General features: G+C 69.1%; 13 protein-coding genes. 10 read left to right on the forward strand and 3 right to left on the reverse strand.

Features of this window, described 5'->3' with window-relative positions; all coding sequences use genetic code 11:
* Positions 1-283: 283 nt before the first annotated feature.
* The 3 genes from EEJ31_RS09495 (at position 284) to EEJ31_RS09505 (ending at position 3,358) form a co-directional block, all read left to right on the forward strand.
* Entirely contained in the window at positions 284-1,717 is a 1,434-nt protein-coding gene (locus EEJ31_RS09495) for a lipase maturation factor family protein (protein WP_123046068.1), read from the forward strand.
* A gap of 117 nt (positions 1,718-1,834) precedes the next feature.
* A complete protein-coding gene (locus tag EEJ31_RS09500) occupies positions 1,835-3,025 on the forward strand; it encodes a zinc-dependent alcohol dehydrogenase (protein WP_123046069.1) in 1,191 nt (396 codons plus the stop codon).
* A gap of 45 nt (positions 3,026-3,070) precedes the next feature.
* On the forward strand, positions 3,071-3,358 hold the full coding sequence (locus EEJ31_RS09505) for a hypothetical protein (RefSeq protein WP_199727321.1): 288 nt from the start codon (positions 3,071-3,073) through the stop codon (positions 3,356-3,358).
* Between the two features lie 36 nt (positions 3,359-3,394).
* On the opposite strand, the gene EEJ31_RS09510 is transcribed toward EEJ31_RS09505, so the two are convergent.
* Positions 3,395-3,793, reverse strand: a complete 399-nt coding sequence (locus EEJ31_RS09510) for an RNA-binding S4 domain-containing protein (protein WP_123046070.1) — start codon at positions 3,791-3,793, stop codon at positions 3,395-3,397.
* Positions 3,794-3,836: 43 nt separating this feature from the next.
* Between EEJ31_RS09510 and EEJ31_RS09515 the strand changes: the two genes are divergently transcribed.
* Positions 3,837-4,361 carry an adenine phosphoribosyltransferase gene (locus EEJ31_RS09515; RefSeq protein WP_123046071.1) on the forward strand — a complete coding sequence of 175 codons (525 nt, stop codon included), beginning with the start codon at positions 3,837-3,839 and terminating at the stop codon, positions 4,359-4,361.
* A gap of 93 nt (positions 4,362-4,454) precedes the next feature.
* Positions 4,455-4,907, forward strand: coding sequence for an NUDIX domain-containing protein (locus tag EEJ31_RS09520; protein WP_123046072.1), 453 nt, complete (start codon positions 4,455-4,457; stop codon positions 4,905-4,907).
* A 4-nt stretch (positions 4,908-4,911) separates the two neighbouring features.
* Here EEJ31_RS09520 and EEJ31_RS09525 read toward each other — a convergent pair whose 3' ends face one another.
* Positions 4,912-7,362 carry an ATP-dependent DNA ligase gene (locus EEJ31_RS09525; RefSeq protein WP_123046073.1) on the reverse strand — a complete coding sequence of 817 codons (2,451 nt, stop codon included), beginning with the start codon at positions 7,360-7,362 and terminating at the stop codon, positions 4,912-4,914.
* A 93-nt stretch (positions 7,363-7,455) separates the two neighbouring features.
* On the opposite strand from EEJ31_RS09525, the gene ku reads away from it, so the two are divergent.
* The 5 genes from ku (at position 7,456) to EEJ31_RS09550 (ending at position 11,013) form a co-directional block, all read left to right on the forward strand.
* Positions 7,456-8,451 carry a non-homologous end joining protein Ku gene (gene ku / locus EEJ31_RS09530; RefSeq protein ID WP_123046074.1) on the forward strand — a complete coding sequence of 332 codons (996 nt, stop codon included), beginning with the start codon at positions 7,456-7,458 and terminating at the stop codon, positions 8,449-8,451.
* 56 nt (positions 8,452-8,507) lie between these two features.
* Entirely contained in the window at positions 8,508-9,131 is a 624-nt protein-coding gene (locus EEJ31_RS09535) for a CDP-alcohol phosphatidyltransferase family protein (RefSeq protein WP_233563832.1), read from the forward strand.
* Between the two features lie 10 nt (positions 9,132-9,141).
* Positions 9,142-9,633, forward strand: a complete 492-nt coding sequence (locus EEJ31_RS09540) for an FHA domain-containing protein (protein WP_407643230.1) — start codon at positions 9,142-9,144, stop codon at positions 9,631-9,633.
* Entirely contained in the window at positions 9,633-10,331 is a 699-nt protein-coding gene (gene ftsR / locus EEJ31_RS09545; protein ID WP_123046075.1) for a transcriptional regulator FtsR, read from the forward strand. The genes EEJ31_RS09540 and ftsR overlap by 1 nt, the downstream gene beginning before the upstream one ends.
* 133 nt (positions 10,332-10,464) lie before the next feature.
* The gene (locus EEJ31_RS09550; RefSeq protein WP_123046076.1) at positions 10,465-11,013 is read left to right on the forward strand and encodes a MerR family transcriptional regulator; all 549 of its coding nucleotides are present in this window, start codon (positions 10,465-10,467) and stop codon (positions 11,011-11,013) included.
* A 140-nt stretch (positions 11,014-11,153) separates the two neighbouring features.
* On the opposite strand, the gene EEJ31_RS09555 is transcribed toward EEJ31_RS09550, so the two are convergent.
* Positions 11,154-11,969 carry a ParA family protein gene (locus tag EEJ31_RS09555; RefSeq protein ID WP_123046077.1) on the reverse strand — a complete coding sequence of 272 codons (816 nt, stop codon included), beginning with the start codon at positions 11,967-11,969 and terminating at the stop codon, positions 11,154-11,156.
* Positions 11,970-12,021 lie beyond the last annotated feature (52 nt).

The raw sequence follows: 12,021 nt of genomic DNA on the forward strand, positions 1-12,021 counted from the left end.
AAACCTACGTTGGTGAACATGCCTCAAGTGTAGCAAGGATAGAAGAAGAATGCGAGAGAAGTTCACACAAAGTTGAAGACGTTTTTCGTCGCATCCGTTGTCGACGCGGTTGTTCCCGCGCGCGCGGGCGGGAGGGGCAGGCGGCTCGTGTGCGGGCACCTGGAGTTCAGGCCCACAGGAGCGGGAAGTTCAGAAGCGAAAATCGGGACATGCCGCCGGAGACGCGCAAGTCGGATGGGGCAAGCCTTGAGGGTCACCGGAGTGAGGCCTACTCTGGGCGGCGATGGAGTGGTTCGGCAGCGGCGACTACGAGCTGGCGCGGCAGGTCCTGCAGCGCGGTGTCGCCGCCTGCTACCTGATCGCGTTCATTTCGGCGATCAACCAGTTCCCGGCGCTGCTCGGCGAGCACGGGCTCCTCCCGGCGCCGCGCTTCCTCTCCATCGTGAGCTACAAGCAGTCGCCCAGCCTGTTCCACTGGCGCTACTCCGACCGCCTGCTGCTGGTGCTGTCGTGGGCGGGGCTGGTGCTCGCGGCATCCGTTGTTCTGGGCCTGCCCCAGCTGGCGCCGGCCTGGGTGCCGCTCATCGTCTTCCTGGTGATCTGGGCGATCTACCTGTCGATCGTCAACGTCGGGCAGACGTTCTACTCGTTCGGATGGGAGAGCCTGCTGCTGGAGGCCGGCTTCGTCGTCGCGTTCCTCGGCTCCGACCGGGTGGCCCCGCCGATCACGATCATCATTTTCCTGCGCTGGCTGGTGTTCCGCCTCGAATTCGGGGCGGGCATGATCAAGATGCGCGGCGGTGAGGAATGGCGGGACCTGACCGCCCTGTTCTACCACCACGAGACCCAGCCCATGCCCAATCCGCTGAGCTGGTTCGCGCACCACCTGCCCCGGTGGTTCCACCGCCTCGAGGTCATCGGCAGTCATTTCGCGCAGCTCGTGGTGCCGTTCTTCCTGTTCGCGCCGCAGCCGGTTGCCTCCGTCGCCGCGCTCGTCGTCATCCTCACCCAGCTCTGGCTGGTCGCCACCGGCAACTTCGCCTGGCTCAACTGGATCACCATCGTGCTCGCGTTCGCCGCCATCGACGACAACGCGTTCGGCCTGATCTTCCCGGTCGACGAGGGCGCGGCGCCGGAACAGGCGCCGCTGTGGTTCGTGGTCGTGGTGCTCGCCGCCACCATCTTCCTCCTCGTGCTCAGCTACCGGCCGCTCCTGAACCTCTTCGCCCGCCACCAGCTCATGAACGCGAGCTTCAACCGCTACCACCTCGTCAACGCCTATGGCGCATTCGGCACGGTCACCAAGGAGCGCTTCGAGGTCGAGGTCGAAGGCAGCGACGCCGACAAGCCCGGTGAGGGCGATTGGGTGGCCTACGGGTTTCGCGGCAAGCCCGGCGACCCCAAGCGGATGCCGCCACAGGTCGCGCCCTATCACCTGCGGCTGGACTGGCTCATGTGGTTCCTCGCCCTGGGGTCACCCGACACACGCTGGTTCCAGGTCTTCATCCTCAAGCTCCTGGAGGGTGACCGGAAGACCCTCCGCCTGCTGCGCGTCAATCCATTCCCCGACGCGCCTCCGCGGTGGATCCGGGCGCGGGTGTTCCTTTACCGGTTCTCGACCGCGGAGGAGCGCCGCCGCGACCACGTCTGGTGGGAGCGCACGGAGGTGGGCCTGATCGTCGCCCCGACGTCACTCGGCGGCCAACGCCGACGCTGACGCCCTTGCGACGCGTGCGTACGGGCGTAGCGTCGAGACCCAGAGACCCATAGACCCAGAGACCCAGAGACCCATAGAAACCAGAGACACCGGTCCAGGACCGGGAAGGCAGGAATCATGCGAGCACTCACCTGGCAGGGCACCGGCTCGGTCTCGGTGGAGACCGTCCCCGACCCGGCCATCCTCGAGCCGACCGACGCCATCATCAAGGTCACCTCGACCGCCATCTGCGGATCCGACCTGCACCTCTACGACGTGCTCGGCCCCTTCCTCGACAAGGGCGACATCCTCGGCCACGAACCCATGGGCGTCGTTGTGGAGGTGGGCAGCGCCGTCACCTCCCTCACGATCGGCGACCGGGTGGTCATCCCCTTCAACATCGCCTGCGGCCACTGCTACATGTGCCAGCGCGGACTGCAGTCGCAGTGCGAGACCACGCAGGTCCGCGAGCAGAACAGCGGCGCGGCTCTGTTCGGCTACACGAAGCTCTACGGGCAGGTTCCCGGTGGGCAGGCCGAATTCCTGCGGGTGCCGCTCGCCGACTACAACCACATCCCGGTCGGCCAGGAGTACCCCGACGAACGCTACCTGTTCCTGAGCGACATCCTCCCGACCGCGTGGCAGGGCGTGCAGTACGCGAACGTGCCGGATGGCGGCTCCCTCGGAGTGATCGGGCTCGGGCCCGTCGGCCAGTTCGTCTCCCGCGTCGGCCGGCAGCTCGGGTACGAGGTATTCGCCGTCGACCCGGTGGCCGAACGCCGGGAGATGGCCGAGCGCCACGGTATCCGCACCTTCGACCTGCACGACGACATCGCCACCGAGCTGCGCGACGCCACCGACGGTCGCGGGCCCGACAGCGTCGTGGACGCCGTCGGCATGGAGGCGCACGGCTCACCGGCCGCCGCCTTCGCCCAGGCGGCCGTCAACGTGCTCCCGGATGCCGTGGCCAAGAAAGCCATGAAGACCGCGGGCGTCGACCGGCTGGCCGCGCTGCACACCGCGTTCGACATCGTGCGCCGGGGCGGCACCGTCTCGATCAGCGGCGTCTACGGGGGACAGGCCGACCCGTTCCCCATGCTGCGGCTCTTCGACAAGCAAGTGGCCATCCGCATGGGCCAGTGCAACGTCAAGAACTGGATCGACGACCTGATGCCCTACGTGGAGAACCCGGCGGACCCTCTCGCCATCGACGACCTCGTCACGCACCGCGTGGCGCTCGACGACGCCGCGCGAATGTACGAGATCTTCCAGAAGAAGGAGGACGGCTGCATCAAAGTCGTGCTGAAGCCCGAACTGGACGCCGCCTGATCGGCGGCCCACACCCACCCCTCACCAGCAACCGAAAGGACCACCATGAGTGACATCAACACCGGACGCCCACAGGACCAGCGCGGAATCGGCGTGGACGACCTCCAAGAGAAGGCCGTCGAGCAGGAGACCGTGACCAACGACGCCGTCGCGGGCGAGACCGTGCTGCCCGGCGTCGCACTGGATGACGACGTCGATCTTCGCACCGGCGGCGCCACCGACCAGATCAACCCGCCCGACCGGGTCGAGCCGATCTACGACGAGCACGACCGGCAGACCGAGGAGCCCGTGCAGCTCGGCGACGAGCCGGACGACGACTCCGACAAGGGCTGACGCCCCAGCCGGACGGCTGACGCGACGGACGCCGGGTCAGTGGGCGTGGCCGTGGCCCCGCAGCTTCTCGATGTCGCGGCGTTCCCGCTTCGTGGGACGCCCGGCGCCCCGGTCGCGCACCGGCACCAGCGGAACCTCTTCGCGAGGCGGTGGCGGCGGGGTGTTGTCGACGAAGCACTCCGCGGCCACGGTCGCGCCCACCCGCTTCGTTACCACTCTCGACACCACCACGATGCGGTCGAAGCCGGCTGACCGCACGCGCACCTCGTCGCCCACCCGCACCGACTGTGCGGATTTCGCCCGTTCGCCGTTGACCCGCACGTGGCCCGCCCGGCAGGCGGCCGTGGCGAGAGAGCGGGTCTTGAACAGCCGCACCGCCCACGCCCAGCTGTCGACGCGGGCGGTGGCGGGGGGATCCATGCCACGCGCTTCCATGCCACGACTCTAGGCCACGTACGCCGGCGACTATTCTTGGGAAGTGACCACTGCTTCCGACTACGTCGAATCCCTCCTCGCCTCCTACCCGGACTTCCCGCAGCCGGGCATCCTCTTCCGTGACCTCAACCCGGTCTTCGCCGACGCGGCCGCGTTCCGCAGCATCGTCGACGAGATCATCGACCACTACCGCGGGCAGTTCGACGCGGTCGCCGGCATCGAGGCGCGCGGCTTCCTGCTGGCCGCGGCCCTCGGCTACGCAGCGGATGTCCCGGTGCTGGCCGTGCGCAAAGGAGGCAAGCTCCCGGGAACGGTGCTGACCGAGGAGTACGACCTGGAGTACGGCTCCGCCCGGCTGGAGCTTGAGGTGGGACAGCTTCCCGCCGGCAGCCGCGTGCTCGTGCTCGACGACGTGCTGGCCACCGGCGGCACGGTCGCGGCCACCAACCGGCTCGTCGAGCGCGCCGGCTACCGCCTGGCCGGCGTCGCCGTGGTCGTCGAGCTCTCGGACCTGCAGGGACGCGAGCACATCGGTGACGCCCCGATCCACGCCATCCTCTCGCTCTGACCTGCACGCGAATCGTCAGTAGTGGTCGCTGAAACTCGATCTTTCCGACAACACGTACGGTTTCGCGTGAGGGGAGTGGGGCATGCTGGAGACATGACGGGCAGCGGGGACGCGTGGGTGTACGGCCCTGACGGGCGCAAGTTCTGGGGGCGCTTCGGCGCGGCCGGGCTCCTGGTGCACGACCAGGCCCGCGGCATCCTCCTGCAGCACCGGGCGCTCTGGAGCCACCACGGCGGCACCTGGGGACTCCCCGGCGGCGCCCGCCACCGGCAGGAGAGCGCCGTCGAGGCGGCGCTCCGCGAAGCCTCGGAAGAGGCCGGGGTGCCGCCGGAGGCGGTGGACGTGCGCTTCGAAACCGTGCTCGACCTCGGGTTCTGGTCGTACACGACCGTGGTGGCCGTCGCGACGGCAAGCTTCGACCCGGTGATCAGCGACCCGGAGAGCCTCGACCTGCAGTGGGTGCCCGCCGACATGGTCGACTCCCTGCCGCTGCATCCGGGTTTCGCCGACGCCTGGCCCGCGCTCCGCTCCCGGTTGGGGCGTTAGCGCGTCACTCGCGCACGACCTCGGACGGCGACTTGTCGGGCCGCCACCCGCGCCACGACGGCTGGCGCAGCCGCCCCGAGCCGGTCCATTCGGCGAACTCCACCTCGCCGACGAGCGTCGGCTCCACCCAGTGCGCCTCACGGGCGTCGGCGGCCGGGATGTCGGTGAACGGCGTGGTGCGCGCCCGCAGCCCGGCGAAGCGCTCCCGCATCTCATCGAGGTCGCGGTCCTGGAACCCGGTGCCGACCTTCCCCACGTACCGCAGCCCGTCCGGGCCGGGAATCCCGAGCAGGAGTGAGCCGACCGTCCCCGCGCGGCGGCCGCTCCCGGGCTTCCAGCCCCCCACGACGACCTCCTGCATGAGGTGGTGCTTGATCTTGATCCACGCACCGGAACGCCGGCCGACGCTGTAGTCCGAGTCGCGTTCCTTGGCCAGGACGCCCTCCAGGCCCAGCTGCCTGCTGGTGTCGAACGCGTGCGCGAAGTCGCCGTCGAACGCGGGCGGCACCTGGACGGCCCCCGCCGACGCCACCAGCTCGTCGAGCACGCGGCGCCGCGTGTCGTAGTCCTCCCGCACGCACGGCTCGCCGTCCCGTTCCAGCACGTCGAACACCAGGTACCGCACGGGCGTCTTCCGGGCCGCCGCCCGCACGTCACCGGGCGCCGTGAGCTTCATGCGCGTCTGCAGCAGGCCGAAGTCCGGCCGCCCCGATGGGTCGAGGGCGACGATCTCGCCGTCGAGCACCGCTGAGCGGGCATCGACGTTCGCGAGCAGGTCATCGGCGAGGTCGGGGTACGAGACGGTGACGTCGTTGCCGTTCCGCGTGACGAGGCGCATGCTGCGCCCTCCGGCATCCGTTTCGACATAGGCCAATGCGCGGATGCCGTCCCACTTCATCTCGAACGCCCAGTCGGCGGAGTCGTGCAGGTCGGCCTCGTCGCCCGGGGTGGCGAGCATGGGGGAGTAGCTGCGGCCGGCCGTCGACGAGCCGGTGCGCGGGGGAAGAGCCGGCCGTCGCGCCGGCTCTGCCCGCTGGCCGGCGGCGGGCGGTTTCGCCTCGTGCTCGGGCCGCATCCGGTGGATAAGCCAGTTCTTGGCGTCCTTGCCCTGGCCGCCGGTGTGGATGAGGGCGACGCGGGTGGGGCCGCCGAGACCGCCGCCCTCCCGGCCGTGCAGGGTCGCGATGACCTCGTTCTCGCGCCACTTCTCGAGCTCGTACACGCCGCTGTCCCAGATGGTCACCTCGCCGCCGCCGTACTCGCCGGCGGGTATCGTGCCCTCGAAGCTGCCGTACTCCAGCGGATGGTCCTCGGTCTGCACCGCCAGGTGGTTCTTCTTCACGTCCGTCGGCACACCCCGGGGGAGCGCCCACGAGACGAGCACACCGTCGTGCTCCAGCCGGAAGTCCCAGTGCAGGCGCCGGGCGTGGTGTTCCTGGATCACGAAGCTCTGCCCGGTCGACGCCGCGGGGGCGAGGGCGGGCACCGGCTCCGGCGTCTTCTCGCGGTCACGCTTGCTCCGGTACAGCTCCAGGCGATCCCCGGGGGCGCCGGGGGCGAGGCGGGCAAGCGGATCCGGCCGGTGCGCCATCCGTTCGATCACCTGCTCGTAGTCGAGGTGGGCGAGGCCTGGTTCGGCCAGCTCCTCCCAAGTGCGCGGGACGGCGACCGTGGGGTGCGCCCGTCCGCGCAGCGAGTACGGGGCGATGGTGGTCTTGGCCGCGTTGTTCTGGCTCCAGTCCACCAGCACCTTGCCGGTGCGCAGCTCCTTCTTCATGTCGCTGACGACGAGGTGTTTGTGGTCGGCCTCCAGCGCGCGCGCCAACTCGTGGGCGATGTCCGACACCTGCGTCGACGTGTAGCGGCCGTCGAGGGCGGCGTACAGGTGGATGCCCTTGCTCCCGCTGGTCACCGGCATCGGTTCCAGCCCCATGTCGTGCAGGATCGGCCGTGCAAGCCTCGCCACCTCGGCGCACTCGGGCAGGCCGGCGCCGGTTCCCGGGTCGAGGTCGAGCACCAGCCGGTCGGGGTTGGCCGGGTTGCCGTCGGCCCCGAACCGCCACTGCGGCACGTGGATCTCGAGGGCGGCGATCTGCGCCAGCCAGGTGAGCGTCGCCAGGTCGTTGACCAGCGGATACACGATGGTCCGGTTGGCGTGCCGGATCGTGCCGCGCGCCACCCAGTCCGGGGCCGACTCGTCGAGGTTCTTCTGGAAGAACATGCTCCCCGGCTCCTCAACCGTGCCGACGCCGTGCACCCAGCGCTTGCGCGTGGCCGGCCGCCCGGCAGCGTAGGGGATCAGGAACTCGGCGACGGCGGCGTAGTAGCGCAGCACATCCGACTTCGTCGTGCCCGTCGCCGGATACAGCACCTTGTCGAGGTTGGTGAGCTTGATCCGGTGCCCGTCGACGCTGACGACCTGGCTGCTCTCGACCTGGCTGCTCCGGGAAGGCATGGCACCAGCATGCCCCCTCACCTGCACTTTCGGTACCGCCAGCGGCGTCGAAAGGGCATGGCCGGATACGCCGACATGGTGTCTACTGGGCGTATGAGATCGATCTGGAAGGGCGCCATCACGTTCGGGCTCGTCAACGTGCCGGTGAAGGTCTACAGCGCGACGGAGGACCACGACATCTCGCTGCACCAGGTGCACGACAAAGACGGCGGTCGCATCCGCTACCAGCGCCGCTGCGAGGTGTGCGGCAAGGTCATCACCTACGAGCACATCGACAAGGCGTACGACAACGGCGACAAGACGGTCATTCTCACCGATGAAGACCTCAAGTCACTCCCCGAGGAGCGCAGCCGGGAGATCGAGGTCGTCGAGTTCGTGCCGAGCGACCAGATCGACCCGATCATGTTCGACCGGAGCTACTTCCTGGAGCCGGACAGTAAGTCGTCGAAGGCGTACGTGCTCCTGCGGCGAACCCTGGAGGCGACGGATCGCACGGCGATCGTTCATTTCGCCCTGCGCCAGAAGACGCGCCTAGCCGCGTTGCGGGTGCGCGGCGACGTGCTCATGATCCAGACGCTGCTCTGGAACGACGAGGTGCGGGAGGCGGACTTCCCGTCGCTGGGCGAGGAGGTGCGGGTCTCCGACAAGGAGCTTGAGATGTCCTCGGCCCTCGTCGACTCCTTCGCGTCGGACTTCACGCCCGACGAGTTCCACGACGAGTACCAGGCGGAACTGCGCGCACTCATCGACGCGAAGCTGGAGCAGGGCGACGCCGTCGACACGGAGCAGACCTTCGGCGAGGAGCCCGAGGAGAAGGAGGAGGGCGGTGAGGTCCTCGACCTCATGGAAGCGCTCCGCCGCAGCGTCGAACGCAGCCGCGACGCGAAGAAGGAGGCAGGGCCCGGCACCACGGCGACCGCCGCCAAGGGCACCGCCGCCAAGAGCGCGGCGGCGAAGGGCGCGGCGGCGAAGGGCGCGGCGGCGAAGGGCGCCAAGAAGCCCGCCGCCTCCCGCACGACCACCACGAAGGACGCGGGCGCCGACGAGAGCGCCGAGGCGCAGACGAGGAAGAAGAAGTCCACCGCCTGACGGGTCCGGGCAGACCGCTCCGGATAGACTCAGGGGCTGTGGCGCAGGGAGCGGCAGTGGATGACGAGACGGACCAGTCCGGCGAGCAGGTGAGCTCCCGCATCCTCACCGTTCCCAACGTGCTGAGCGTGTTCCGGCTCCTGCTCATCCCGGTGTTTCTCGTCCTGCTCGTCCAGGGACACGACGCGGCCGCGCTCCTCGTCATCGCCGTCGCCAGCGTCACCGACTTCCTCGACGGGTTCCTCGCTCGCCGGCTCGGCCAGATCACCCGACTCGGCCAGGTCCTCGACCCGGCAGCCGACCGCCTCTACCTCTTTGCGGCGCTCCTCGGCCTCGCCTGGCGAGAGGTGGTCCCGTGGTGGTTCGTGATCATCGTCGTCGCACGCGACGTGTTCATGCTCGCGCTCGGCATCCTGCTCACCAGCGAGGGCTCGGGACCGCTGCCGGTTCGGCGCATCGGCAAGGTGGCCACCTTCTGCCTGTTCTTTTGGTTGCCGCTCGTCATGCTCGCCTACGCGGCACCGGTCGTGGCCTGGGCGGAGCCCCTCGGATGGGTTTTCGGTGTTGTCGGCGCGGTCCTGTACTGGTGGGCCGGAATTATCTACGCTGTTGAGACGGCACGTGTGATCCGCACCCGGCGCGGCGCACTCGGCATCACATCCGATACGCTGGACCACTAGGAGGTTTACGGTGGTTGATTCCCATGAGCAGAACGAGCGTGATCGGCGCGTCACGCCCGAGAAATCGCCCGAGAACACCGACACCACGCTGACGTTCAGCCAGGAGTTCGCCTCGCAGCTCGCCGCGATGGAGAGCTCCGTCTCGGTGGAGGAGCAGGAGGCCATCTCCGCCCTGCCGTCCGGTTCCGCCCTGCTCGTGGTGCGCCGCGGCCCCAATACGGGGGCGCGATTCCTGCTCGATGCCGACGTCACGACCGTCGGCCGCCACCCGGATGCCGACATCTTCCTCGACGACGTCACGGTCTCGCGCCGGCACGCCGAGTTCCTGCGGCACGGCCGCGCATTCGAGGTCAAAGACCTCGGGTCGCTCAACGGCACCTACTTCGACGGCACCCGCATCGACTCGGCGCTCCTGTCGGACGGCGCCGAGGTGCAGGTCGGCAAGTTCCGCCTCACCTTCTACGCCTCGCGGCGCGACCTCAGCCAGCTGGCGAGCGAGTAATGCCGGCGTCCTCCGCCCGGGCTGTCTCGACGGGCGCTGCGCCGCTGCTCAGTATCGGCCAGGTGCTGGCCAGGCTCACCCCGGAGTTCTCGGACCTCACGCCCTCGAAGCTGCGCTTCCTCGAGGAGCAGCGCCTGATCTCGCCGGCGCGCACCGAGTCCGGCTACCGCAAGTTCTGCGCGGCCGATCTCGACCGGCTGCGCCTCATCCTCTCGATGCAGCGGGATCACTATCTGCCGTTGAAGGTCATCCGCTCGTACCTGGAAGAGCTCGACGCCGGCGGGTCGCCGACGCTGCCGGGCGGTGTCACCCCGGGGCCGTCCATGCTGACCGCTGTGCGCCGGTACACGCGTGACGAACTGGTGCGCGAGGCGTCGGCGTCGGCGTCGCTGCTGCACGACGCCATCGCCGCGTCCATCATCCTGCCCGCCGACCACTTCGGCGACGACACCGTCAAGGTGCTGCGGGCGCTCGTGGAGCTGCAGCGCAGCGGCATCGAACCGCGGCACCTGCGCGGCTTCCGGGCCGCCGCCGAGCGCGAGCTGGGGCTCATCGAGAGCGCGCTGGTGCCGCTCGCACGCCGCAAGGACGCCTCCAGCCGGGCGCGCGCCGCGGAGATGGCCGTGGAGATCGCCGGCCAGCTCGAAGTGGTGCGCAGCAGCCTCATCCGCTCGGCCCTCGGCCGTCTGGGCGGCTGAGCGCGTAGAATGGCCGGATACCCGCCGGGCACTCTCCGACACGCCCCCGCAGAGCGTTGATCGGGGGACACGGTATCGATAGCGTGGGGAACGCGGCTGACCCGTGCCGCTTCAAACTTCGGAAGGCGATCGAATGAGTGACGTGACGGCCCACGACGCCTCCCGATACGACAGGGGAATGCTCTTCACCGACGGCATGCCCGAGCTCGACGAGAACGCCGGCTACCGTGGCGCCGTCGCCGCCCGCGCCGCGGGCATCAGCTACCGCCAGCTCGACTACTGGGCCCGCACCGGACTCGTCGAACCGACCGTGCGCGGGGCGGCCGGTTCCGGCTCGCAGCGACTCTACGGCTTCCGCGACATCCTGGTCCTGAAGCTCGTCAAGCGGCTCCTCGACACCGGGATCTCCCTCCAGCAGATCCGCACTGCGGTGAACCAGCTTCGCGAATCCGGAATTCCCGACCTCGCCCAGACCACGCTCATGAGCGACGGCGCGAGCGTTTACCTTTGCACGTCCAACGACGAGGTCATCGACCTCCTGGGGCGCGGCCAGGGCGTCTTCGGCATCGCCGTGGGCAAGGTGCTCCGCGAGGTCGAGACCACGCTCGTCGACCTCGGCACCCAGGTCGTCGACCCGGCCGACGAGCTGGCCGCCCGCCGTACCGCCCGCAAGATTTCCTGACGCACGCTCCGCGCTCCGCGCTCCGCGCTCCGCGCTGTCTGTGCCCGTGAGGGGACACCTTTACCTAGTGTTCCGACGCCTGCACTAGGAGAAGTTGGCACCTCACGCGCGTGAGGGGGACGGCGCGAGGGGGGACGGGGCTACGCCTCGACGGGCTGTTCGGCGTACTCGCCGATACGCCCGGTGCGGAGGATCCGCTCCAGCAGCTGGTCGAAGTAGCGCGCCATCTCCTGTGCACTGTCGCCGGGCCAGACGTGCAGCGGCTTGGCCGCGCCCTGCGCCTGCTGCAGCGAGGTGCGCTCGGGCAGCTGCGGCGACAACACGAGCGGTCCGAACATGTCACGCAACTCCTTGATGCGGAACTGGTGCTCGAGCGACGCCGTGCGCGCCCGGTTCACGATGATGCCAAGGGGCTGAAGGCGGGGGCTCAGGCCACGACGGATCTCCTCGATCGCGCGCAGCGCGCGGTCGGCGGCCGCCACCGAGAACAGGCCGGGCTCCGTGACGACGGTCACCCGGTCGCTCGCCGCCCACGCGGTGCGCGTCAGGGCGTTCAGCGACGGCGCACAGTCGATCAGAACGAGGTCGTATTCCTTCTCCACCGTGGAGAGGGCCTCTTCCATCTTCCAGATGTCGCGGATGCTCGGGTGCGGCCCGTCGAAATTGATCGCCGAGGGGCTGCCGATCATGACATCGATCGTTCCGGCGCGTCCCCGGGTCCACCCGGAGGGGGCGATCGCGGCCCGCACCGTCTTCTCCTTGGGGGAGGCGAGCACGTCCGCGACATTCAGGCGACCGGTCAGGTCGATGTCCATGCCGGTCGAGACATCCGACTGCGGGTCGAGGTCGACGACCAGGGTGCGGATCCCGCGGGCGAAGGCGGCGGACGCCAGACCGAGGGTCACCGTGGTCTTTCCTACGCCTCCTTTGAGGGAGCTCACGCTGAGAACATGCACAAGTAGATACGTTACCTTCACTAGTCTTAGAGAACCTAACCGTTAGCTGTGT

Origin of the sequence: Cryobacterium tepidiphilum, assembly GCF_003716325.1 — a bacterium.
Classification (GTDB): Bacteria; Actinomycetota; Actinomycetes; order Actinomycetales; family Microbacteriaceae; genus Cryobacterium; species Cryobacterium tepidiphilum.

What these genes read in the sequence shown, in the direction of transcription:
- EEJ31_RS09495 (WP_123046068.1), top strand. Translation starts at nt 284, where the DNA reads ATGGAGTGGTTCGGCAGCGGCGACTACGAGCTGGCGCGGCAGGTCCTG.
- EEJ31_RS09500 (WP_123046069.1), top strand. Translation starts at nt 1,835, where the DNA reads ATGCGAGCACTCACCTGGCAGGGCACCGGCTCGGTCTCGGTGGAGACC.
- EEJ31_RS09505 (WP_199727321.1), top strand. Translation starts at nt 3,071, where the DNA reads ATGAGTGACATCAACACCGGACGCCCACAGGACCAGCGCGGAATCGGC.
- EEJ31_RS09510 (WP_123046070.1), bottom strand. Translation starts at nt 3,793, where the DNA reads ATGGAAGCGCGTGGCATGGATCCCCCCGCCACCGCCCGCGTCGACAGC.
- EEJ31_RS09520 (WP_123046072.1), top strand. Translation starts at nt 4,455, where the DNA reads ATGACGGGCAGCGGGGACGCGTGGGTGTACGGCCCTGACGGGCGCAAG.
- EEJ31_RS09525 (WP_123046073.1), bottom strand. Translation starts at nt 7,362, where the DNA reads ATGCCTTCCCGGAGCAGCCAGGTCGAGAGCAGCCAGGTCGTCAGCGTC.
- ku (WP_123046074.1), top strand. Translation starts at nt 7,456, where the DNA reads ATGAGATCGATCTGGAAGGGCGCCATCACGTTCGGGCTCGTCAACGTG.
- ftsR (WP_123046075.1), top strand. Translation starts at nt 9,633, where the DNA reads ATGCCGGCGTCCTCCGCCCGGGCTGTCTCGACGGGCGCTGCGCCGCTG.
- EEJ31_RS09550 (WP_123046076.1), top strand. Translation starts at nt 10,465, where the DNA reads ATGAGTGACGTGACGGCCCACGACGCCTCCCGATACGACAGGGGAATG.